Annotated in this window: 20 protein-coding genes; 8 read left to right on the forward strand and 12 right to left on the reverse strand. The window is 75.6% G+C overall.

Features of this window, described 5'->3' with window-relative positions; genetic code table 11:
• Window positions 1–61: 61 nt before the first annotated feature.
• Complete coding sequence (locus tag EQG70_RS12885; protein WP_109269277.1) at window positions 62–1,423, forward strand: YveK family protein; 1,362 nt, start codon at window positions 62–64, stop codon at window positions 1,421–1,423.
• Window positions 1,424–1,493: 70 nt separating this feature from the next.
• On the opposite strand, the gene EQG70_RS12890 is transcribed toward EQG70_RS12885, so the two are convergent.
• Both EQG70_RS12890 and rsmA read right to left on the reverse strand, forming a co-directional pair.
• Entirely contained in the window at window positions 1,494–2,441 is a 948-nt protein-coding gene (locus EQG70_RS12890; protein ID WP_109269278.1) for a 4-(cytidine 5'-diphospho)-2-C-methyl-D-erythritol kinase, read from the reverse strand.
• Window positions 2,438–3,340 carry a 16S rRNA (adenine(1518)-N(6)/adenine(1519)-N(6))-dimethyltransferase RsmA gene (gene rsmA / locus EQG70_RS12895; RefSeq protein WP_017832382.1) on the reverse strand — a complete coding sequence of 301 codons (903 nt, stop codon included), beginning with the start codon at window positions 3,338–3,340 and terminating at the stop codon, window positions 2,438–2,440. Before rsmA ends, EQG70_RS12890 begins: the two co-directional genes overlap by 4 nt.
• A 263-nt stretch (window positions 3,341–3,603) precedes the next feature.
• Between rsmA and EQG70_RS12900 the strand changes: the two genes are divergently transcribed.
• Window positions 3,604–4,500, forward strand: a complete 897-nt coding sequence (locus EQG70_RS12900) for a DUF559 domain-containing protein (RefSeq protein ID WP_017832383.1) — start codon at window positions 3,604–3,606, stop codon at window positions 4,498–4,500.
• A 180-nt stretch (window positions 4,501–4,680) separates the two neighbouring features.
• Here the strand turns inward: EQG70_RS12900 and EQG70_RS12905 are convergent, their stop codons facing one another.
• On the reverse strand, window positions 4,681–5,694 hold the full coding sequence (locus EQG70_RS12905) for a TatD family hydrolase (RefSeq protein WP_109269281.1): 1,014 nt from the start codon (window positions 5,692–5,694) through the stop codon (window positions 4,681–4,683).
• A 161-nt stretch (window positions 5,695–5,855) separates the two neighbouring features.
• Between EQG70_RS12905 and EQG70_RS12910 the strand changes: the two genes are divergently transcribed.
• From EQG70_RS12910 to EQG70_RS12920, 3 genes are read left to right on the forward strand one after another with little or no spacing between them, the layout of a single operon-like run.
• A complete protein-coding gene (locus EQG70_RS12910; RefSeq protein ID WP_017832385.1) occupies window positions 5,856–6,806 on the forward strand; it encodes an AAA family ATPase in 951 nt (316 codons plus the stop codon).
• Window positions 6,803–8,173: a DUF58 domain-containing protein gene (locus EQG70_RS12915; RefSeq protein WP_109269282.1), complete on the forward strand. Its 1,371-nt coding sequence runs from the start codon at window positions 6,803–6,805 to the stop codon at window positions 8,171–8,173. Before EQG70_RS12910 ends, EQG70_RS12915 begins: the two co-directional genes overlap by 4 nt.
• Window positions 8,170–10,587: a transglutaminase TgpA family protein gene (locus EQG70_RS12920; RefSeq protein ID WP_167508905.1), complete on the forward strand. Its 2,418-nt coding sequence runs from the start codon at window positions 8,170–8,172 to the stop codon at window positions 10,585–10,587. The genes EQG70_RS12915 and EQG70_RS12920 overlap by 4 nt, the downstream gene beginning before the upstream one ends.
• Window positions 10,588–10,700: 113 nt before the next feature.
• Here EQG70_RS12920 and cynS read toward each other — a convergent pair whose 3' ends face one another.
• The 3 genes from cynS to rsmI all read right to left on the reverse strand — a co-directional run bounded on the left by cynS (window position 10,701) and on the right by rsmI (window position 13,191).
• The gene (cynS, locus tag EQG70_RS12925; protein ID WP_035926675.1) at window positions 10,701–11,150 is read right to left on the reverse strand and encodes a cyanase; all 450 of its coding nucleotides are present in this window, start codon (window positions 11,148–11,150) and stop codon (window positions 10,701–10,703) included.
• 50 nt (window positions 11,151–11,200) lie between these two features.
• Window positions 11,201–12,043, reverse strand: a complete 843-nt coding sequence (locus EQG70_RS12930) for a formate/nitrite transporter family protein (RefSeq protein WP_109269284.1) — start codon at window positions 12,041–12,043, stop codon at window positions 11,201–11,203.
• 185 nt (window positions 12,044–12,228) lie between these two features.
• Window positions 12,229–13,191, reverse strand: a complete 963-nt coding sequence (gene rsmI / locus EQG70_RS12935) for a 16S rRNA (cytidine(1402)-2'-O)-methyltransferase (RefSeq protein WP_414467485.1) — start codon at window positions 13,189–13,191, stop codon at window positions 12,229–12,231.
• Between the two features lie 78 nt (window positions 13,192–13,269).
• Between rsmI and EQG70_RS12940 the strand changes: the two genes are divergently transcribed.
• Complete coding sequence (locus EQG70_RS12940) at window positions 13,270–14,913, forward strand: dolichyl-phosphate-mannose--protein mannosyltransferase (protein WP_232035335.1); 1,644 nt, start codon at window positions 13,270–13,272, stop codon at window positions 14,911–14,913.
• A 9-nt stretch (window positions 14,914–14,922) separates the two neighbouring features.
• Here EQG70_RS12940 and EQG70_RS12945 read toward each other — a convergent pair whose 3' ends face one another.
• The 5 genes from EQG70_RS12945 to EQG70_RS12965 form a co-directional block, all read right to left on the reverse strand.
• Window positions 14,923–15,945, reverse strand: coding sequence for a TIGR01906 family membrane protein (locus tag EQG70_RS12945; protein WP_081615703.1), 1,023 nt, complete (start codon window positions 15,943–15,945; stop codon window positions 14,923–14,925).
• A gap of 120 nt (window positions 15,946–16,065) precedes the next feature.
• Window positions 16,066–17,343 carry a L,D-transpeptidase gene (locus EQG70_RS12950; protein ID WP_017832392.1) on the reverse strand — a complete coding sequence of 426 codons (1,278 nt, stop codon included), beginning with the start codon at window positions 17,341–17,343 and terminating at the stop codon, window positions 16,066–16,068.
• A 153-nt stretch (window positions 17,344–17,496) separates the two neighbouring features.
• A complete protein-coding gene (locus tag EQG70_RS12955) occupies window positions 17,497–17,841 on the reverse strand; it encodes a hypothetical protein (RefSeq protein WP_109222780.1) in 345 nt (114 codons plus the stop codon).
• 116 nt (window positions 17,842–17,957) lie between these two features.
• On the reverse strand, window positions 17,958–18,656 hold the full coding sequence (locus tag EQG70_RS18840; protein ID WP_126346496.1) for a DUF3499 family protein: 699 nt from the start codon (window positions 18,654–18,656) through the stop codon (window positions 17,958–17,960).
• Window positions 18,657–18,670: 14 nt separating this feature from the next.
• The gene (locus tag EQG70_RS12965) at window positions 18,671–19,201 is read right to left on the reverse strand and encodes a WhiB family transcriptional regulator (RefSeq protein WP_095650442.1); all 531 of its coding nucleotides are present in this window, start codon (window positions 19,199–19,201) and stop codon (window positions 18,671–18,673) included.
• A 347-nt stretch (window positions 19,202–19,548) separates the two neighbouring features.
• On the opposite strand from EQG70_RS12965, the gene EQG70_RS12970 reads away from it, so the two are divergent.
• Window positions 19,549–20,304 carry a TIGR03089 family protein gene (locus EQG70_RS12970; RefSeq protein WP_138976483.1) on the forward strand — a complete coding sequence of 252 codons (756 nt, stop codon included), beginning with the start codon at window positions 19,549–19,551 and terminating at the stop codon, window positions 20,302–20,304.
• Between the two features lie 10 nt (window positions 20,305–20,314).
• On the opposite strand, the gene EQG70_RS12975 is transcribed toward EQG70_RS12970, so the two are convergent.
• Window positions 20,315–20,971 (reverse strand): GtrA family protein, encoded by a 657-nt coding sequence (locus EQG70_RS12975; protein WP_095650444.1) that lies wholly within the window; start codon window positions 20,969–20,971, stop codon window positions 20,315–20,317.
• A 296-nt stretch (window positions 20,972–21,267) separates the two neighbouring features.
• On the opposite strand from EQG70_RS12975, the gene EQG70_RS12980 reads away from it, so the two are divergent.
• Window positions 21,268–22,431, forward strand: a complete 1,164-nt coding sequence (locus EQG70_RS12980) for a 5-(carboxyamino)imidazole ribonucleotide synthase (RefSeq protein WP_017832398.1) — start codon at window positions 21,268–21,270, stop codon at window positions 22,429–22,431.
• The last annotated feature ends 25 nt before the right edge of the window (window positions 22,432–22,456 follow it).

Below are 22,456 nucleotides of genomic sequence, written 5' to 3' on the forward strand. Positions count from 1 at the left end.
GGACGCCGGGCGCGGCTGCTCCATCCGAGACGACCCGCGATCCACCAGGGGGGAAATCCACATGAGTGAGACTCTGAACACCATCGGCGCCGAACGGCGCCGAACCCAGGACGACACCGTCCGGGCCCGGCCGAACCGGCCGGAGCCGGCGGACCCGACGCCCGCGTGGCGCCGCGTCCTGCACCGGTGGCCCACGATCCTCAGCACCTGGCTCGTCGTGCTGGCCGCCGCCCTCGTGGCGGGCCTGCTGTGGCCGCCGACCTACCAGGCGACCGCCTCGATGACCGTCACGCCGAGCGCGGTGAACCCGCTCACCGGCGACTCCGGCTTCGAGGAGGTCGAGATGCAGACGGAGATGGCCACGATGGCCTCGCAGCGCATCACCCTGCGGGCCGCCGCCCTGCTGCAGGACGTCCCCGTCGAGGAGGCCGACCCCGCGCTGGCCGAGGACCTGCTCGAGCGGCTCTCGACCACCGCCCCGGACGACACCCAGGTGCTCCGCGTGACAGTGACCGGCGACGACCCGAACCAGGCCGCCGAGCGCGCCAACGCCCTGGCCACCGCCTACCTCGCCGACCGCGGGGAGGACGTGCAGACCACCGCCGACGACACGCTGAAGCGCATCGACGAGTCCATCGCCGGCCTCGAGCGCAGCGACGACGACTCCTCCAGCCTGCGGCAGCTGCGCGAGCAGCGCACCGCCCTCGCCCTCATCGCCCCGACGCCGGGCCGCGTGATCAGCGAGGCCACGCCGCCGCAGGAGCCCTCCTCGGCCGGCATCCCGCTCTTCGTGGCCGGCGGCGTGGTGGGCGGCCTGGTCCTCGGCGCCCTCGCCGGGGCGTTCCGGGAGCGCGCCGACCGCAGCGTGCGCCGGCCCGACCGGCTCGCCGACGGGACCGGTTCGCCCGCCGTGGTGCTGAACTCCGTGGACGACGAGGACGGCGCACTCGAGCTGCTGCGCCGGCTCTCCCAGGACGAGGACCGCGCGGTGCCGCGGCCCGGCTCCCGGATCGCCGTGCACTCGGCCCTGCCCGGACAGGCCACCGTGGTCGTCCAGGCCCTGGACGCCGTCGTCTCCTCGTGGGGCGGCACCGTGGAGGTCGTGGACACCCGCACCCTCACGGACGCCGTGGGCCCGCTGGGCGACACCGACTGGCTGGGCATGGACGACACCACGCCCTCGCTGCTCGTGGCCACGGTCCCGCCCCGCGCGGGTGCCGCCGAGCTCGCCGCCCTGACCGACCGGGTGGACGGCGTGGTTCTGGCCGTGGAGCCCCGGGGCCGGCTGCGCCGGTTCCAGGAGCGCTTCGAGCGGCTCAGCGGCCGCGGCGCCGCCGTGGTCCCCGCGTTCGTGGTGCAGCGCCAGGTGCGCCCGGGCACGGACGCCGCGCCGGCCCGGGACGCCGCGCCGCAGCACCGCTGATCGTCCGCCGGCGCCGCCTGAACCCGGGAGGTCAGGTCAGATCCAGGCGCCGGCGGCCGGAGGCCAGGGGTCAGGGAGCCCGCACCGCGAGAGCGGGCGCTCCCTGGCCCCTGAGCACGTCCGCGAGGTCCTCGGCCGCGGCGGCGTCCGCCACCAGGTGCGCCACCGTGGGCCCGGACCCGGACACGAAGCTCGCCAGGGCGCCGGCGGCCGCGCCCGCGGCCAGCACCGGCCCCAGCTGCGGCGCGAGGGACAGGGCCGCGGCCTGCAGGTCGTTGGCCAGCAGCGGGGCCAGCTCACCGGCCGCCCCGGCGCCCAGGACCGCCTCGAGGTCGCCCGGCAGCCGCGGCGCCGGGACGTCCTGATCCGCGCGCAGCCGGTCCAGCTCCGCGTAGACGGCGGGCGTCGACAGGCCCGCCTCGGCCGCCACCAGCACCAGGTGCAGCGTCGCCCCGACCGCCACCGGGCGCAGCCGGGATCCCGTCCCGGTGCCGACCGCGGCCCCGCCCGTCAGCGCGAACGGCACGTCGGCGCCGAGACCGGCCGCGAGCTCCAGCAGCGCGTCGTCGTCGAGCTCGGGCTCCCCCGAGACGCGGGCGGCGAGCCGGTTCACGGCGACCAGGGCCGCCGCGGCGTCCGCGGAGCCCCCGCCCATGCCGCCGGCCACGGGCACGGCCTTGTCGAGCTGCAGGTGCAGCCCGCCCGCCAGGGGCGGGAAGCGGGCGAGCACGGCCTCGGCGGCCCGGACGGCCAGGTTGGACCCGTCGGTGGGCACGGCGTCCAGGGAGAACGTCCCGCGGTCGAGCTGCTGGGCCACGAGCGAGCCCGGGACCGCCGCCACGCCCACGGTGGTGCCGGCACCCCGGGTCAGCGTGGCCGTCACGGTCTCCCCCGTGCTCACCGCGCAGTACAGGCTCGCGACGTCGTGGTAGCCGTCCGGGCGCGGCGGGCCCGCAGCGAAGAACAGGTTGACCTTGCCGGGCGCGCCGGCGCGCTCCGTGAGCAGCACCGCGGTCATGCCCCGCGCACCCCGGCGGTCAGGCCCGCGGCGGCGCCGGCCCGCGCGATCCGGGCGAACTCGTGGACGTCCAGCTTCTCCCCGCGCTCCCCGGGGTCGATCCCGGCGGCCTCGAGGATCTCGCCGGCCGCCGCGGCGGAGCCCGCCCAGCCGGCGAGGGCGGCCCGCAGGGTCTTGCGCCGCTGGGCAAAGGCGGCGTCCACCGCGGCGAAGACCAGCTCCCGGTCCACGTCCGCCACCGGCTGCTCGCGGCGGACGAAGCGCACCAGCCCCGAGGCGATCTTCGGCGCCGGCCAGAACACGTTCTTCCCGATCGTCCCGGCCTTGGTGACCTCCGCGTACCAGGAGGCCTTGACCGACGGCACCCCGTACACCTTGGAGCCCGGCGCCGCGGCCAGCCGGTCCGCGACCTCCTCCTGCACCATGACCAGCCCGCGGCGGATCGAGGGGAAGCGGGCCAGCAGGTGCAGCAGCACCGGGACGGCCACGTTGTAGGGCAGGTTCGCCACCAGGGCGGTCGGCTCGGCGGGCAGCTCCTGCACGCGCATGGCGTCCTGCTCGAGCACGGTCAGCCGTCCGGCCCGCTCGGGGCGCAGCCGCTCCACGGTGTGCGGCAGCTGCGCCGCCAGCGGGGGGTCGATCTCCACCGCCACGACCTGCTCGGCGGCGTCCAGCAGCCCCAGGGTCAGCGAGCCGAGGCCAGGTCCCACCTCGAGCACCGTCTCGTGCTCCCCCAGCCGCGCGGCGGCGATGATCCGCCGGATCGTGTTGGGGTCGATCACGAAGTTCTGCCCCAGCGTCTTGGTCGGCCGGATCCCGAGCTGCTCGGCGAGCGCCCGGATCTCCGCGGGCCCCAGCAGGGCGCGGGCGGCGGGCTCTGGCGCGGTGGATTCTGTCACCGCCCCATCGTATCGGCCCGGTGCCCTGGCACCCCTCGCCCCCCTCGCCGCCGAGCCCCCACATTCCGGCCTCCCTCGCCGCCGAGCCCCCCACTGCGGTCGCATATCCCCAGAGGAATGCTGGGGACATGCGACCGCAGTGGGGGCTCGGCGAGCACCGCATTCGCACTCCCCATTTCCCTGCGGCGCGGTCCCTCCGGATTGTTGTTCCCCGTGGCGGCGGCACCGGCCCGCCCGGCCGGCGCCGGACCTATCACGGAGTCATGACCGAGCCCATGAGCCTCCACCAGCTGCACGACACCGGCCTCAGCGGCCGAGGGATCCGGCGCCGCCTCCGCGACGGAGATCTCCACCGGGTCCACCCTGGCTACTTCACGGCGTCGGACGCCTATCTGCGACTTAGACCCGAGGAGCAGGCGCTGCTCCGGCACCGGGCGCTCAGCCGGGCTGCCTCCGTGCCGCCGATCTTCTGTCTCGCCTCGGCGGCCCTGGTGCACGGCCTGGATCTTCGGCGCGTCCCGGCCCGTCTGCACACGCTCACCCGGCCGGGGCAGGGAACCCACAACGGATACGCCGGCATCGTGAGGCACCAGGAGCCCCTGCCGGCGTCCGACATCGTCACTGTCGGCGGGCTGCGCGCGACCACAGGTGAACGAACTCTGCTGGACTGCGCCCGCCTGCTGCCTTTCACGGACGCCGTGGTCCTGGCAGACCAGGCGCACTGTTTCGGTCTCACGCGGGCCCGGTTGGAGCAACGACTACCGGAGTGGGCCGGCCGACGCGGCGTGCGCAGAGCTCGGCGCGTGCTCGCCGCCATGGACACGCGCTCTGAATCCGTGGGTGAGACCCTTACCCGCCTCATGCTGGCGGAGTCCGTCCTGCCGGCGCCGGAGCTGCAGTGGGTGATCGTGGGCCGGACGGGGACCTACCGGGCCGACTTCGCGTGGCCCGAGCAGTGGCTGGTGCTCGAGTTCGACGGCGAGAGCAAGTACAGCGACTCCGCGGCCACGGTGATCCGCAACGAACGGCGGCGCGAGGTCGAGATCCAAGAGCTCGGGTGGACCGTCATCCGGGTCGGTTGGCACGACGTCGTCCGTACCCCGGCCGCGACCGTCGACCGGATCTCGGCCGCACTGCGCCGCACGGCAACGCCCCGCTGACCCAGGCTCCATCCCTCCCGGCCCGCCGCGTACCCGCCACTGGCCCGCCGAGTCCCCAAAGTGCTCGCATTTCCCCAGAGAGTTTCTGGGGAAATGCGAGCACTTTGGGGACTCGCCGCGTGAAGGGGCCAAGGTGTGGGGACTCGGCGGGGCGGGGAGGGGAAACGGGGGCGCCGCGGGTCAGAAGGGGCCGTACACCTCCAAGGTGTTCGCCCAGAGGCGCTCGCACAGCGGCTCGAGTTCCTGCTCGAGGATGTCCGCCATGCCGCGCACGGTGTAGTTGACCACGTAGCTGGCGTTGGGCCGGCCCCGGTACGGGTGGGGGGTGAGGAACGGCGCGTCGGTCTCGGTGAGCACGAGCTCGGGGCGGGCGGTGCGCAGCGCGGCCTTGAGGTCGTGGCTGTTCTTGAAGGTGACGGTCCCGGAGAAGGACATGTACCAGCCGTGCTCGTTGCAGGTGCGCGCGAGCTCCTCGTCCCCGGAGAAGCAGTGGAACACGGTGCGCTCGGGGGCGCCCTCCTCCAGCAGGACGGCGACGACGTCGGCGTGGGCGTCCCGGTCGTGGATCTGCAGCGCCTTGCCGGTCTCCTGGGCGAAGCGGATGTGCTCCCGGAAGGACCGCTTCTGGTGCTCCCGTCCCTCTCCCTCGGTGCGGTAGTAGTCGAGACCGGTCTCGCCGAAGGCCCGGACCCGCTCGTGCTCCCCCAGGGAACGGATCGCGGCGAGCGCCTCGTCGAGGGTCCCGGCGGCCGCGAGCTTCGGCGCCTCGTTGGGGTGCAGCGCCACGGCGGCCAGCACCCGGGGGTCGGCCTCGGCGGCGGCCACGGCGAAGCGGGAGGAGGGGACGTCGCAGCCGACCTGGACGAGCCCGCCCACCCCGGCGAGGGCGGCGGCGTCCGCGGCGTCCCGGACCGAGACCTGGACCCGGCCGTCCTGCAGGTCGAGGTGGGTGTGGTTGTCGGCCACCGGGTGCGGCAGCGGCTCCGGGGCGGGCGGGTAGGAGAGGTTGCGGCGGCGCCCGTCGTCGGCCTGGGCGGAACGGCGCCGGGTGCCCTCCCCCGCGGGGACGTCCTCGGGCACGGCGTAGTGCTCGGGCTCGTAGGCGGCGGGGGCCGCGCCCGGGGCGGGAGCGGGCCGGGCGGCGGGGTCGGGCCACAGGGAGGCGGCGAGGAGGGTGGCGTTGGGGTCGGTCACGGGCGGCACCTCAGGAGGTCTCGGGGGAGCGGATCGGGAAATGGGGACGGGACAGCGGACAGGTCAGCGGGCGGGAAACACGCGGGCACCGACCAATCTACGAGCTGGGCCCGGGCAGACATACTGGGAGCTGCAGACGCGAGCAGGAAGCCGAGGAGCCCATGGAGTCCTTCCCCCAGTACACGCAGGCGATCCTGGACCGGATCAACGCGGTGATCGACGGCAAGCCGGAGGCGGCGCGCACGGCCCTGAGCGTGCTGCTGGCCGGCGGGCACCTGCTGGTCGAGGACGTGCCGGGCGTGGGCAAGACCATGCTGGCGCGCACGCTGGCCACCGCGATCGGCGGGACGGTCTCGCGCGTGCAGTTCACCCCGGACCTGCTGCCCACGGACATCACGGGCGTGTCGGTGTACGACCAGGCCCGGCGCGAGTTCGAGTTCAAGCCCGGTCCGGTGTTCGCCAACGTGGTGATCGGGGACGAGATCAACCGGGCCTCGGCCAAGACGCAGTCCGCGCTGCTCGAGTGCATGGCGGAGGGACAGGTCACGGCGGACGGCACGACCTACCGGCTGTCGACCCCGTTCATGGTGGTGGCCACGCAGAACCCTGTGGAGATGGACGGCACGTTCCCGCTGCCGGAGGCGCAGCGGGACCGGTTCACGGCCCGGATCTCGATGGGCTACCCGGACACCGCGGCGGAGATGACGATGCTCACCGACCACGGCGGCGGCTCCCCGCTGGAGGGCCTGCAGCCGGTGGTCTCCCTCGAGGACGCGGCCCGCCTGGTGGCGCACGTGCGCGGCATCCACGTCTCGGACGCGGTGCGCGCCTACATCGTGGCGCTGGGCCAGGCCACGCGCTCGCACCCGCAGATCCGGCTGGGCGCCAGCCCGCGGGCGCTGCTCCAGCTGCAGGCCGCGGCCCGCGCGGAGGCCGCCCTGAGCGGGCGCGAGTACGTGCTGCCCGACGACGTGCGGGCGGTCGCGGTGCCGGTGCTCGCCCACCGCCTGATCCTGGACCGGCGCGCCGGCACCGACTCCGCGGAGGAGCTGGTGCGGGCGGTGCTGGACGAGGTGCGGGTCCCGGCCGAGCACACCCCCCGGACCCGATGAGGCGCCGGCCGGCGCCGGGGCGCACGGCGGAGGGCGAGCGGGCGGAGCAGCCCGTGGACTCCCGCGCCCGGTTCACGGGGCGCGGCTGGGCCTTCCTGGGGGCCGGCGCCCTGTGCCTGCTGCTGGCCACCTGGCTGGGCCGCAAGGACGTGCTGGCGCTGGCCCTGTTCCTCGGCGGCGCCCCCCTGTTCGCGGCCATGTCCCTGTACGTGGTGAAGCCCAGGGTGCTGCTCAAGCGCGGCGTGGACCCGGCGCTGGTGACGGCCGGGGACTCCGCGGTGGTCCGGCTGCGCGTGCGGCACCGGACCCGGCGCGGCGGGACGGTCACCGGGGCGGTCGCCGTGCACGAGACGGTCCCGGAGCCGCTGGGCGGGGACCGCGAGCTGGTCGTGGAGGCCGGCGGGGAGCCCGCCGCCTACACCGTGCGCCCCCGCCGCCGGGGCGTGTACGCCCTGGGGCCGGCCACCGTGCGGGTGGCCGACCCGTTCGGCCTCGCCGCCGAGCTGCTCGACGCCTCCGAGCGCACGTCCCTGCACGTGGCCCCGGACCCCGTGGAGCTGCCGGAGATCAGCGCCGACCGGCTGCGGGAGTCCGGCACCGACCCGTCCCGGACCGCGCAGCCGCAGCCGGGCCCGGACAACGTCACCACCCGCGAGTACCGGCACGGCGACCCGATGCGCCGGGTGCACTGGGCCGCCTCCGCGAAGCACGGCCAGCTGATGGTCCGCCAGGAGGACCCCCGCAGCACCCGCCGCCTCACCCTGGTCCTGGACCGCGACGAGACCTCCTGGCCCGGGGAGCGCCTGTGGGCCGGCGTGCTCCCCAGCACCGCCGAGTTCGAGTGGGCCGTGTCCTTCACGGCCGCCGTGCTCGAGCACCTCACCCAGCGCGAGACCGCCCTGCACGCCCTCGACACCTTCGGCCGCCCGCTCCCCCGCGGTGGCGAGGACGACGACGACGCTCCCGCCCGCACCCGCGCCACCGCCGTCACCGACGACGGCGCCGAGGACGCCCGGCACGGGCTGGCGCGCGTCCGCCCCGAGCCCGCACCCCGGGAGACGGGGCCCGGCGGGACCGCGGAGGACGCGCTGGCCGAGCGGTTCGACCGCGACGGCCTGGTCCACCCCGTGCTGCTGGTCTCGGGGGACCTCTCCGCCGCGGCCGCCGAGCGGGTCCTGGGCGGCACGCGGCGGGCGGCCGCCGGCAGCGCGGTGCTGGTGACCTCCTCCGCCGACCACGTCCCGGACGGGGCGGGGGTGCTCGAGGCGGCGGGCTGGTCCGTCGTCGTCGTGCCGGCGTCCGCCGCGCCCGAGGACGCGTGGGCGCAGCTGGGCTCCGGGACCCGCGCGGCCGGGGCCGTCCGGTGAGCGCCGCCGTCCGCACCCCTGCGCCCACCCGCCCGCCGGAGACCGCCGGACCGCCGGAGGACGCCAGGACGGGCCGCCGCCCGGTGCGCGCCGTGCTGGGCCTGGCCGGCACGGTCCTCGTGGCGGTCGGGCTGTCCCTCGTGGCGCTGACCGGGGTCCTCGACGGCGCGGGCTGGGTCCCCGGCGCGCTGCTCGCGGCCCTCGCCGTGGTCGTGGCGACCACGACGTCCCGCCTGCTGCGGCTGCCGGGCCTGCTGGCGCCCCTGTTCGGCGCCGGCGCCCTGACGCTCGTGCTCACGCTGCTGTTCCTGCGCGAGCCCGCGCTGCTCGGCCTCGTGCCCACCCCCGGGAGCCTGTCCCTCGGCGCGGAGCTGTGGCGGGAGGCGGCCGGGATCGTCGCGGAGCGGCCGGCCCCGTATCCGGGGGGCGCGGCGCTCGCGTTCGTCGCCGCCCTCGCCACGGGTCTCGTGACCCTGTTCGTGGACACGGTGCTCGTGGCGCTGCGGGCGCCGGGGCTCAGCGCGCTCGGCGTGCTGGCGCTGCTGGTGGTGCCCGCCCTGGTGCTGCCCGGGAGCGTGGGCGCGGCCGGGACGGCGGCCGCCGTGCTCGCGGCCCTGGTCCTGCTCGGCGGCGGACGGCGCTTCGGCGCGGTCCGCGAGCCCCGCACCGCCGCGGCGCCGGGCAGCTGGCCGCGGGCCCTCGTGGTGGGCGCCGGTGTGCTCGCGGTGACCCTGCTGGTCCCGGGCCTGGTCCCCGGCTTCGTCAACGGCGCGTTCCCCCAGGGCAGCGGTCTCGCCGGCGAGCGCGCCTCCGGGGTGGGCCCGCTGCGGGCCGTGGGACAGGACCTGCGCTCCGCGCAGCAGCTGCCGCGCCTCGAGTACACGACGAGCACGGACGAGCCGGAGCTGCTGCGGGTCCTCACGCTCTCCGACTTCTCCGGGGCGGAGTGGTTCCCGGACACCACCGGGCTGGACCCCGAGCTCGACGACCTCGGCCCCACCCCGCTGCGCCCCGTGGGCGGGGGCCCCGAGCGCAGCACCGCCGTGGAGCTGCGGGACTGGTCCGAGCGCTGGCTGCCGCTGCCGTGGGCGCCCGTGGACGTGGCGGGGCTCGAGGACGGCGGCTGGGCCTGGAGCCCGCTCGACCTCACCGTGCACGGGGAGCAGGTCCCGCCGGAAGGCACCGCCTACGAGGTCCGCTCGATCGTGCCCGAGCCCACGTCCGCGCGGCTGCGCGAGGCCCCCGCCGCGCCGGACTCCCCGGAGCTCGCCCCGTTCCGCGAACTGCCGGGCGAGACCCCGGCCGCCCTCCGGGACGCGGCCCGGGAGCGGGCGGGGGACGCCCCCACCGCCTTCGACCAGGCCCTGGCCCTGCAGGAGTGGCTGCGCTCGGACGAGTTCCGCTACGACGTGGACGCCCCGCTCGCGCAGGGCTACGACGCCGGCGGCATGGCCTCCCTCGAGGAGTTCCTGGCCGTGCGCACGGGCTACGCCGGTCACTTCGCCCCTGCGATGGCCGTCATGGCCCGGGAGCTCGGCATCCCCGCCCGCGTGGCGGTCGGCTACCTTCCGGCCACCGGCGCCGCCCCGGACCAGTCGGCGGACCCCGACGAGCCGTTCGGGGACGCGGCGGAGGCGGGCGCCTTCACGGTCCTGCCCCGCGACGCGCACGCGTGGCCGGAGCTGTGGTTCGAGGGCTCCGGGTGGGTGCGCTTCGAGCCGACCCCCGGCACCGGCGACCTCCCCGGCTACGCCGCCGAGGGGCCGCAGGACGGGGACGGGCAGTCGCAGGAGGGCGAGGGCACCGCGGAGCCCACCGGCGCGCCGAGCGACGCCCCCACCCCGGCGAGCACGGCGGACAGCCCCGACGAGGACGCCCCCTCCGCCGAGCCGACCGCCGTGCCGACCCCGGAGTCCCCCGCCGCGCCGGAGCCCGACGACGACGCCGGACCGGCCGGGTGGCTGCCGTGGCTGGCCGGGATCCTGACCGCCGCGCTGCTCGCCCTGCTGGCCGCCCTCCCCCGGCTCCTCCGGTCCCGCCGGCGCCGGCGCCGGATGCGGGTGCTGGGCGATGCGCAGGCGCCGGCGGCCGATCGGGCCCTGGCGGGGTGGGCGGAGGTCGAGGACCTGGGTGTCGACCATGGGCTGGGCCGCGCCGCCGCGGAGACGCCCCGGGCCTACGTGGACCGGCTCGGCGCCGTGGTCCCGGCCGCCGCGCCGGCGCTGGGGCGGCTCGGCCGGGACGTGGAGCGGGCCCTCTACGCGCCGGGCACCGCGGAATGGACCCCCGAGGCCGGCCCGGAGGACGTCGCCGCGCTGCGGACGGGTCTCGCCGAGCGCGGCGGCCCCGGCGCACGGCGCGCCCGGTGGCTCCCCCGCTCGGTGACGACCCGCTCGGTGCCGCCCCGCGGCTGAGCGAGCGGCCCCGAACGCCGAGTCCCCCCGGTGCTCGCAGTTCCCCCGGATCGATCGGGGGGAACTGCGAGCACCGGGGGGACTCGGCGGGCAACGGGGTCAGGGGCGGGGCGTCACCACTTGTAGTCGAGGAACTTCCCGTCGAAGGTGACCACCACGCGGTCGCCGTCCGGGTCGGGCCGGCGGGAGACGTCGACCCGGAAGTTGATGGCGCTCATGATCCCGTCGCCGAACTCCTCGTGGATGAGCTCCTTCAGGGCCGGCCCGTACACGGAGAGCGCCTCGACGAAGCGGTAGACCGTGGGGTCCGTCATCCGCGCCGGGTCGCTGCCGCGGGACGGCTGCTGCTGCAGGCTCTCGGCGACCGTCCCGTCCAGGCCCAGCAGGTCGCAGACCTGCCGGGCCTGCTCCGGGGTCATCGGGTGCTGGCCCAGCAGCGCGGCGGTCGTCCAGACGTGCGGGGCGCGGATCTCGTCGGCGATCTCGCGCCAGGACAGGCCGCGGCGCACCCGGGCGGCGACCACGAGGTCGGCGGCGTCGGACTTGGTCAGGATCGGGGTCATGCGGGGCTCCTCGGGAGTCGGCGAGCTGGTGGGGCGGGCGGGTCCGGCGCTCACGCGACCGGGACGCGGTCCTCCTGCGCCGCCGGCCGGATGCGGGGCGCCCCGGTGCGGGCGTGGGTGGCGTAGAGGGTGAGCCCCACGAAGGTCAGCCCGCCCACCAGGTTGCCGAGCACGGTGGGGATCTCGTTCCACACGAGGTAGTCCATGACCGAGAATCCGCCGCCGAGGAGCAGACCGGAGGGGAACAGGAACATGTTGACGATCGAGTGCTCGAAGCCCATGTAGAAGAACAGCATGATGGGCATCCACATCGCGATCACCTTGCCGGAGACGCTGGTGGACATCATCGCGGCGACCACCCCGGTGGAGACCATCCAGTTGCACAGGACGGCGCGGACGAACAGCGTCAGCATCCCGGCGGCGCCGAACTCGGCGTAGCCGACGGTCCGGCCCTCGCCGATCTCGCCGATCTGGCGGCCGACCTCGTCCGGGGGCAGGGAGAAGCCGTAGGTGAAGATGATCGCCATCAGCACGGCCACGACGAACGCCCCGGCGAAGTTGCCGGCGAACACCAGGCCCCAGTTGCGCAGCATCGAGCGGACGGTGACGCCGGGCCGCTTGTCGATGAGCGCGAGCGGCACGAGGGTGAACACGCCGGTCAGGAGGTCGAAGCCCAGCAGGTACAGCAGGCAGAACCCGACCGGGAAGAGCACGGCCCCGAGCAGCGGCTCGCCCGTCCGCACGGTGACGGTGACGGCGAAGGCCGCGGCGAGCGCGAGGATCGCTCCGGCCATGAACGCACGGATCAGAGTGTCGCGGGTGGACATGGCGACCTTCGCCGCTCCGGCGTCGATCATCTTCGTGACGAAGTCGGCGGGCATCACATAGGACATGGCATGGCTCCGTTGCTGGACGGACAGGAGGATGCCGGGTCCCGCGCGGCACGTGCCCCGCTCCCGGCACGTCCCAGTCTGGACGGGCCGTGTTTCCGCACCGTGTCCCCGTCCGCTCCCGGGGGTCAACTCGGCCTCACCGGGGCGCGGCGAGCCTGTGAGGCGACGCCCGGGCCGGGCCGCCCCTATGCCTTGCGGGCGGCCAGCACCGTCTCGTAGAGCTCCCGCTTGCCCACGCCCGTGCGCTCGGCCACGCGGCCGGCGGCGTCCTTGAGCCGGGTCCCGGCGGCCACGAGCGCCTCGACCTCGGCCACGAGGTCCTCGGGTCGCGCGGCCTCGGGGGCGGGGGCACCGGCGACGACGACGGCGATCTCCCCGCGCACCTGCCCCTGCCCGCACCAGTCCACGAGCTCGGTGAGCGAGCCCCGCACGACCTCCTCGTGCAGCTTGGTGAGCTCCCGGGCGACGACCGCCCGGCGGCCCGGGCCGAACGCGTCCCGCAGCGCGGCGAGCATGACCTCGAGCCGGTGCGGGGCCTCGTAGAAGACCATGGTGCGCCGCTCGCCGTCGAGCTCCGCCAGCCGGGCGGCACGCTCCGAGGACTTCCGCGGGAGGAAGCCCTCGAACGTGAACCGGTCCGTGGGCAGGCCGGACACGGCCAGTGCCATGAGCACCGCCGAGGGGCCGGGGATCGCGGTCACGGTCAGGCCCTCGGCGGCCGCGGCCTCCGCGAGCCGGTAGCCGGGGTCGGAGACGGTGGGCATCCCGGCGTCGGAGAGGACCAGCACGGTGCTTCCCGACCGGACGGCGTCGAGCAGCTCGGCGACCCGTCCGGCCTCGTTGTGCTCGTGGTGGGTGAGCACCCGGCCGCGCGTGGTGACCCCGAGCCCGGCGGTGAGCCGGCGCAGCCGCCGGGTGTCCTCCACGGCGAGCACGTCCGCGGTCTCGAGGGCCGCCCGCAGCCGGGGCGGCGCGTCCCCGAGGTTGCCGATCGGGGTGCCCGCCAGGACCACCTGCCCGGGGCCCGCGGCGGCGCCGTCGGAGGCGCCGTTCCGGGCGTCGGCGGCGTCGGTGGGGGCGCCGTTCCGGGCGTCGGCGGCGTCGGTGGGGGCGTCGGCAGGAGTGTCGTCGTGGGGTTCCGTGTGCACGGGTCCACTCTACGGCGCGCCCCGCGGGCCTCCTCCGCGGCTCAGCGGGCGCCGGGACGCGTCCCCTACGATGACACCGTGAGTTCCTCGGTGCGCGCCCCAGTCCTGGCGCCGGAGCCTCGGCCGGCGGCACCGGTGGGCACCCTGCGCCGGTCCCTGGCCCCCGCCGCCCTGCGGGAGCGGCTGCTGCCGGCCCCCCCGGCGGTGGCCCGGTTCGCGTGGCTGGGGCCGCTGCTGGTGGTCCTGCTCGGCGGGCTGCTGCGCTTCCACCGGCTCTCCCACCCGGACGCGATCGTCTTCGACGAGACCTACTACGTGAAGGACTCCTACTCGCTGCTGCTGCACGGCTACGAGCGGCAGTGGCCGGAGGGCGCAGACGAGCTGTTCGTGGCCGGCACCCCGCCGGAGGCCCTGGCCACCCCCTCCTACGTGGTGCACCCGCCGGCCGGGAAGTGGCTCATCGCGTTCGGCATGTGGCTCTTCGGCGCCGAGGACCCGCTGGGCTGGCGCTTCTCCGCGGCCCTGGTCGGGACGCTGTCCATCGCACTGGTGTGCGCCGCCGGGTGGCTGCTCTTCCGCTCGGTCACGGTGGCCACGCTCGCGGGGCTGTTCACCGCGGTGGACGGGCTGCACCTGGTGCAGTCCCGGCTCGCGATGCTGGACGTGTTCCTGATGTTCTTCGTGCTGCTCGCGTTCGTCCTGCTCCTGCTGGACCGGGAGCACGGGCGCCGCCGCCTGGTCGCCCGGCTGGGGGTGGCCCCGGGCCGCGACGTCCCGGAGGCGGAGCTGCGGCGCCGCCTGGAGTGGGGGCCGTGGCTGGGCGTGCGCTGGTGGCGGATCGCGGCGGGCGCGGCCTGCGGTCTCGCGGTGGGCGTGAAGTGGAGCGCCCTGTTCCTGGTGGCCGGGCTGGGCGTGCTCACGGTGCTGTGGGACCTCAACGCCCGCCGGGTGGCCGGGGTGCGGCGCTGGCTGCCCGCCGGGGTGCTCAAGGACGGCGTGCCCGCGTTCTTCGCGGTCGTCGGGACGGGCCTGGTGGTCTACGTGTCCACTTGGGCGGGCTGGTTCGCCTCGACGGACGCCTACGACCGCACCTGGGCGCAGCAGCACCCGGGCGAGGGCCCCCAGTGGCTGCCCGCGCCCCTGCGCTCGCTGTGGGCCTACCACTCCTCCGCCTACGGCTTCCACAGCGGCCTGGGCACCGAGCACGCCTACGAGGCGCTGCCGTGGCTGTGGCTGACCCTGGGCCGGCCCACCTCCTACTTCTACGAGGACCCGGAGCGGGGCAGGTCCGGGTGCGCGGTGGAGCACTGCTCGCAGGCGATCCTCAACATCGGCAACCCGCTCCTGTGGTGGACGGCGATCGCCGCCGTGCTCGTGGCCGCGTGGCTGTGGGCCGTGCGGCGGGACTGGCGCTTCGGGGCGCTGACCGGTGTGTTCGCCGCCGGGTACCTGCCCTGGTTCCTGTACCCCGAGCGCACCATGTACTACTTCTACGCGCTGCCCGTGCAGCCGGCCCTGATGCTCATGCTCGCCGGCATGCTCGGCCTGGTCCTGGGCCGTCCCGGGGACACCGTGCGGCGCCGGCGCGCGGGTCTCGCGGTGGTGGGGGTGTTCACGGCCGCGGTGCTCCTGCTCAGCGCGCACTTCGCCCCCGTCTGGTACGCGGAGACCGTCGAGTACGCCCAGTGGCGAGAGCGGATGTGGTTCACCGCCTGGATCTGACCCGCCGGCTCAGCGACCGGCCAGCCGCCGCTTGAGCTCCTGCCGCCGGCGCACCCGGTCGAGGGCCCGGTGCCGGCGGAAGGCCGTGGGCCAGGTGGCGGCCATGACCGCGAGCGCCCCCAGGAGGGCGAGGCCGGCCACAGCGATCGCGGCGTCCATCCAGAACTGGGTGGGGTACAGCCGGATGAGGGTGTCCGAGGCCCGGAAGGTCCAGGACCCGTCCGCGAAGAACAGGGAGTGGAACAGCGCGAAGAACTGCTGCCAGCCGAGCACCGCGGCGACGGCCAGCGCCACCAGCAGCGCCACGGTCAACCACGAGCCGAAGAACAGGGCGCCGGAGGCGGCCCCCGGGGCCTTCGCCCGCAGGTACAGGCACGAGACGAGGCCGAGCAACGCGAGGACCGCGACCACCGCGAGCGCGGCCTGCAGCACGATCTTCACGTCGGTCATGTGCGCGACCTCGGAGCCCAGGAACAGCGGGGCGCCGTCCGCGTCCTGCAGCCCGCCGAGGAACCCGGCCGGGGCCCAGTTCATGACGTAGTCCAGCCCGTAGGAGCCGAAGACCATCCGCTCCTCGGTGGAGAAGCCGTAGGAGTCCGCCGGGAAGCCCGGGCGGTGGTACTCCGCCCACAGGAACAGCGGCGTGGCCACCACTCGCACGGCCGCGGCGAGCAGCGCGAGCGGGAGCACGAGCGCCAGGAGGACCTGCTGCAGCCGCGGCAGCCGCGGCTCGTCCGCCAGCGCGTCCCGGCGCAGCGCGGACCGGCGGCGCGCCTCCGCGTCCGGGTCCTCGTCCCCCGCGGCCTCGTCGGCCCCGACGGCGCGGGCGCCGCCCCCCGTGCGGCCCGTCCCGGCGCCGCGGCTCCCGCCGCGCCCACCGGGGCGGTCGTCGTCGTGCGCGTCCTCGGACGCGCTCTCCGCGGGGACGACGGCGGGGAGCAGGCCCGTCCACACGGGCTCCTCGCGCTGCCGGTCGTCCGCGGGCGGGTCTGCCTGCTGCCAGGGCGCCTTGTCGTTGCTGGGGGTGGCCACGGGCGGGTCCTTCGGTCGGAGGGGGTCGGTGGTCCGGGGCGGGCGGGTCCGCTCCGGCCGGTCCCGATCCTACCCACCGCCGGCCCCCTCCCTCACCAGCGGGGGCTCACCGGCGGGGGCTCACCAGTCGCCCTTCCACTCCTCGTCCGCGTAGTGCTCGAGCGGGATGTTCCAGTCGCCGTACCCGTCGTCGGGATCGGCCTGCGGGTAGCCGGTGCCCACGACCTCCACGACGTCCCCGGGCCGGAACACGTCGTGGATGAACTTCGCGCCCTCGGGCGGCATGCCCACGCATCCGTGGGAGACGTTGGCGATCCCCAGGACGGGCAGCGCGGAGGGCAGCGCCTGGTGCACGAACTCGCCGCTGGCGGTCAGCCGGGACACGTTGGAGGCCCAGAACGTGTCGTACCAGTGCGGGTCCCCCGGCTCCAGTTCCAGCGAGGAGGCCTTGAACAGGTACGTCGGGGCCTGCTCCATGATGACCTTCTGCCCGGTGGTCGAGGGCCAGTCCGGATTGCCCAGGGTCACGGGGAACGTCCCCGCGACCTCGCCGTCCACCCAGGCGGTCAGCGTCTTGGTCTCGTTGTCCACCCGGGCGTAGTGCTCGGCGCCGGTCGAGAAGCTCCGGCGCAGGTCGTGGTTGCCCACCATGCCGTGGCCCACGTCGAGTCCGAGGAGGTCCAGGGAGACCGTGATCTCCGAGCGCGGCGCCCACTTCTCGGCGGGGCGGTAGCGCAGCATCGTGTCCGAGTACCACCGGAAGGCGCCCGCCCGGTCGCCGCCGCCGTCCACGGTGACGGCCTCCTCGACCTGCTCCTTGTGCACGACGGGCTCGGAGAAGGTGAACTCCAGGACCTGACCGGTGCCGTAGACCCCGCCCTCGGCCACGTTGAGGCGCGCGTCGACCTCGTTCGCCGCGAGGACGGTCGTGAACGTGCTGGTGCCCGTGGTCGGCTCCGTCCCGGACGCGGCGCTCCAGTGCACGACGTAGGGGGTGTCGAAGGCCAGGACCGCGGTGCTGGTCCAGGTGCGGCCGTCGGCGGAGAGCTCCCCGGGCACCGGATCCCCGCCGGCGGCGGGCACCAGCACGACGTCGGTCAGCTCGCCCCCGTCGGCGCGCACCACGACCGGTTCCACGGGGTTGTGCTCGACCGCCGCGTCCGCGGGGGCGACGGTGACCTCGGCCGGTGCGGCCGTGGCCGGCCCGCTCGGGGACGGCGTGGCCGGGGCAGTGGCCGTCGGGGCGGTGGCGGCCTGCTCTGCCGCGGGGGCCCCGGAGGCCTGGGCGCAGCCGGTGGCGAGCAGGACCGTCACGGCCCCCAGTGCGACCAGGCGCCGGGGGGCCGGCAGCGCTCGCGGGGAGGGGGGCGCGGGAACCGGGCAGGAGGACAGGGGCATGGGAAGCGGCACCTCGGGCGTCTGGGGGGTGGGGGGAACGCTGGGGAACTGCTTCCCACGATAGGTCCGCCGGCCGCGCAGGACCGCACCCGCCGCCCCTCGGTCACGAATGTTAACGCCTTCGTGACCCCCGGCGACGTGGCCGGTGCGTCATCACCCGGGGGTCAGGCAGGCGATGCCGTGGGCGATCGGATAGACCGGGTGCACGCCGTCCCGGAACGGGCGGTCGCTCATCAGCCGGTCGGCGTCCACGGGGATCAGCGTCCCGCCCGTGAGGGGGCACCGCAGGAGCTCGAGCAGACCGGGCGCCAGGGCGACCGCCACGGGGGGCACCGGCTCCGGCTCGGGCACCGGCATCGCCCAGGGGGCGGGGCGGCGGTCGGCCGGTGCCTCGTGGTGCCGCGCCGGCCGGCTCTCGTGGCGGGTCTCGGTGCGGAGACCGGTGTGGAACTCGGTGTGGAGTTCGTGAGCCGGCTGCGTCGTTGCAGGGACAGTCATGGGGGGACTCCTGGTGCTCCGGGGGGAAGAGCCTTCCGCACCGGACAGGTGCGGTCTGCGGCTCATCCTAGGGGCGGAGCACGGGCACGGTGCGGAACCGGCCGGGGACGCGCGGTTCAGGCCTCGGGCCGGGCGGAGCCCCCGGGCACGGCGGGCCGGCGCAGGTGCGCCCGGTGCAGGGCCGCGGGCACCGGGACGTCGTTCCACGGCATCTCGGGGGCCGGCTCGGGGGCCGGCCGCGGAGCGCGCTCGGGCACGGCCGGGCGGGAGATGCCGGTGGCGGGGCCCCGGGGGTCCTCCGCGCCGGCAGCCCGGGGGTTCTCCGGGGCGGGCACCGAGGGGCGCTGCGGGGCCGTCGTCGGGCCGCCCGGTGCGGCACGCTCCGGGGCACCCGCCCGGCCACCGGTCCGGGGGGTCGTGCGGGGGCTCTCAGGACGCGGCGCGTGCGGTGCCGGGGATGCCGGGGATGCCGGGGAGGAGGGTCGCGGCAGGGAGACGTCGCGCAGCACCGTCCGCGGGCGGTCGCGGACGGGCGCCGGGGGCTCGCCCTCCCGGACCGCCTCCGCCACGGCGCCGATGTCCTCGCGCCGGGCCCGCGCCTCCGGCGGCTCCAGCCGGACCACGCGCCAGCCCCGGGGCACCGTGAGCCGGTCGGCGTGCACGGCGCACAGGTCGTAGGCGTGGGGCTCCGCGTGTCCGGCGAGCGGGCCGACGACGGCGGTCGAGTCCGAGTACACGTAGGTCAGGGTCGTGACGGCGTCCCGCCTGCAGGTCTGGCGGGAGCAGAGGCGGGTGGGACTGCCGGAGGAGCTCATGGCCCGAAACTACCTCAGCGGGCGAGACGGCGCAGGCGGCGGCGCTCGCGCTCGGAGAGCCCGCCCCAGATGCCGAACTTCTCGTCCTTGCTCATCGCGTAGTCGAGGCACTCCGCCTGCACGGGGCAGGCCTCGCACACGCGCTTGGCGTCACGCGTGGACCCGCCCTTCTCGGGGAAGAAGGCCTCCGGGTCGGTCTGGGCGCACAGTGCGTCGGTCTGCCACGCGAGCTCGCCCTCGTCCTCGTCCACGGCGTACAGCCCGGCCACGGCGCTCCAGTCGGAGCCCTCGTCGGCCGCCGGTGCCTCGAGCAGGTCGAGAGCGGGTGCCGCGCCGGCGCCGGAGAGGTTCTGGACGGCCTCGTGGGCCCGGAGGTAGGCCGTGGCCTGGTCCTCCATGCTCCCGGCCGCCCGGCGGACGTGCCGCTCGGCGGCCCGGGGGTCGACGGGATCGACGAACCAGTCCTCTGGCACCGAGCGCATGCTCAGCCGACGGGCCTCGAGGGGGCTGGATTCCACGACCTGCTGTCGTGCGGCCTCTCCCATGACTTTCCTTCCATCCGACACGATTGCTCGGGTGCGGCGCAGTACGGGGGTCGCCGACCCTGTGCATCCCGGAGAACGTATCCTTGCTGATCGTCTGCCGGACTTCCCAATTACACGTGTGTAACTAGTACGGAGTCAACCCGTCCCGGGTGACCGCCCATGCCACGATATCCGGGAAGAATGTCTTTGGGAGTAGACGTTTTTCCACGTCACGGCCCGATTTTCGACAGGAATGCCGCAGAGGGCGAAGAATGCGGCTCTACGCATATGCCGAACCGCCGCCGCGGGCACGGCAGCCACGAGGAGGAACCATGGACACCCCGACCCCCCGATCTGTCCCCCGCTTGGTGGACAAGCTGCGCAGCAGCAGCCGCCCGGCCCTGATCTGGTACGGCCGGGACGGCGAGCGCGTGGAGCTCTCGGGGCGGGTCCTCGACAACTGGGTGGCCAAGACCGCGAACCTGTGGGTGGACGAGCTCGACCTCGAGGCGGGCGACGTCGTGGCCGTCGGCGACGAGGTGCACTGGCGCAGTCTCGCGGCCGTCCTCGGGTCGTGGACCATGGGGGCCGCGGTGCGGGTGGTCGATCCCCGCGAGGACGCGGCGGAGCCCGGGGACCGGGCCGTGGTGGGCCTCGTCGACCCGCAGGGGGCGACTCCCCCGCTGCTGGACCGGGTGCCCGCCGGGGCGCGGGCCGTGGTCCTGGACCGGCCGGCGCTCTCGCTCGGCCACCGCGGCGAGCTGCCGGACGGGGACGTCCTCGACTACTGCGCCGAGGTCCGCTCCCACGCGGACGTCTACGACGGCCTCGAGGAGCCGGCGCCGGACGGTGCCGCGCTCCGGGCCGCGGGCTCCGACGACGGCTTCCTGCCGCACGACCGGCTGATGCCGGCCGCGGGCGAGCTCGCGGCCGGGCGGGAGGACGTGTGGGGGACGGCGTCGGCCGTGCACGTGCCGGGCCGGCGGATGGACGCCGAGTTCCTGCTGCGCGTGCTGGCCGTGCTGGCCGGGGGCCGGGCCGCGGTCGTCACGGACCGTCCGGCGGACGCGGCCGACGACGGCTGGCGGTCAGTGCTGGCGGCCGAGAACGCCGTCGCGTTCTGAGCGGAACGGCTCAGCGCCCCTCCGCCGGCTCCGTGCTCCCGTGGCTCTCGTGGCTCTCGTGGGTGTCCGAGCCGGGGGCCGCCGCGCTCCCCGCGCGGTGGCGGGCGCCCTCCCGGTGGGGGTGCTGGTGCGCGCGGTGGGGGTGCTCGGCGCCTTCCGCGGGCTGGTGACCCGTGATCAGGGCGATCTCGAGGGCCGCGGTGTCCGCGAAGTTGGGGTCCTCGTCGAGCTCCTCGGTGAACACCCAGAAGCGGTAGGCGAAGTACCGGAAGACGGTGCCGAGGATGGTCCCGATGATCGTGCCGGACACGAAGGACGCGTAGGCGCTGGTAAGACCCAGCACGTAGTAGCTGAAGCCGAGGCAGCCGAGCTCGATGGCCATGCCGATGCCGTTGGCCACGAGGAACTGGACCAGCTCGCGGCGCTTGTCCGACTGGCGCTTGTGCCGGAAGGTCCACAGCCGGTTGGCGACCCACGCGAAGACGATGGCCACGGCCGTCGCCACGAACTTCGCCTTGAGGTGGCCGTCCTCGAACACCGTGTGCATCAGGATCCAGGTGAGCGACGCGTTGATCACGAACGCGAGGGCGCCCACGACGCCGAACTTCATGAGTTCCTTGACGAAGAGGTGCCACAGGGCATCGAAACGGTCGACGAGGCGGTTCACGCGGCTTCAGGTCTCCCAGGTGGTGAGGCGGTGGGCGCCGGCCGGCGCGGCGGTCGACGCCCACGGACGAGCACCCGCGGCGGACCTCGGCACATCCTACCCCGCCCCTCCTGCACGGCACCGGAGAGTTACAGCACAGTCCCCTGGCCGTCGCGGGGCCCGTGCCGGGCAGGTGCCGGGGCCGAGGCGGGAGCACGACGCCGGAGACCGGGCGGCGGGCGGCCCCGGAGGCAGGGCATCCCGGCCCGCCGAGCGGTCCCGGCGTACCGGGATACCCTGGTCGGGTGAATTCTTCTGTGACCGCCCCTGTCGTCGGCGTCGTCGGAGGCGGGCAGCTCGCCCGCATGATGGCGCCCTCCGCCACCGCCCTGGGGATCGAGCTGCGCGTGCTCGCCGAGGGCCCCGACGTCTCGGCGGTCGCCGCCGTGCCCACCGCCCCCGTGGGCGACTACACCGACCTCGACGTGCTGCGCCGGTTCGCCGCGGGCGTCGACGTGCTGACCTTCGACCACGAGCACGTGCCCACCGAGCACCTGCAGACCCTGCTCGCCGAGGGCGTGGACGTCCGCCCGGGCCCGGACGCGCTGGTGCACGCCCAGGACAAGCTGTGGATGCGCGCGGCCGTGGAGCGCCTCGGGCTGCCGAACCCGCGGTGGGAGGCGGTCGCCGACGTCGAGGAGCTGATCGCCTTCGGGGAGCGCACGGGCTGGCCGGTGGTGCTCAAGACCCCGCGCGGCGGCTACGACGGCAAGGGCGTCATGGTGCTCGGCACCGCCGAGGACGCCCGCGGCGCCGAGCCGGCGCAGTGGTTCGCCCGCACGGACGGGCCCCTGCTGGCGGAGGAGAAGGTCGGGTTCTCCCGCGAGCTCTCCGCGCTCGTGGCCCGGACCCCCTCCGGCGAGGTGCGGGCGTGGCCGGTGGTGGAGTCCATCCAGGTGGACGGCGTCTGCGACGAGGTGCTCGCGCCCGCCCCGCAGCTGCGCCCCGAGGTCGCGGCCGCGGCCGCGGACGCCGCCCGGACACTGGCCACCGAGCTAGGCGTGACCGGCGTGATGGCCGTGGAGCTCTTCGAGACCCCCGGCCGCGGTACCGGGTTCCTGGTCAACGAGCTCGCCATGCGCCCGCACAACTCCGGGCACTGGACCATGGACGGATCCGTGACCAGCCAGTTCGAGCAGCACCTGCGCGCCGTGCTGGACCTCCCGCTCGGGGACACCGGGCTGATCGGCGGGTCCGCGGTGATGAAGAACTACCTGGGCGGGGCGAACCAGGACCTCTTCGGCGCCTACCGGGCGGCCATGGGCGCAGAGCCCCGCGCCAAGATCCACAACTACGGCAAGGCCGTGCGGCCCGGGCGCAAGATCGGCCACGTCAACCTCACCGGCACCGCGGACGAGATCCCGGAGCTGCGCCGGCGGGCCACCCGCGTGGCCGCTGTGCTGCGCGACGGGCAGGCCTGACCCGCGTGCCTCCCACGGCCCGTCC

It is taken from the genome of Kocuria rosea (assembly GCF_006094695.1).
GTDB lineage: Bacteria > Actinomycetota > Actinomycetes > Actinomycetales > Micrococcaceae > Kocuria > Kocuria rosea.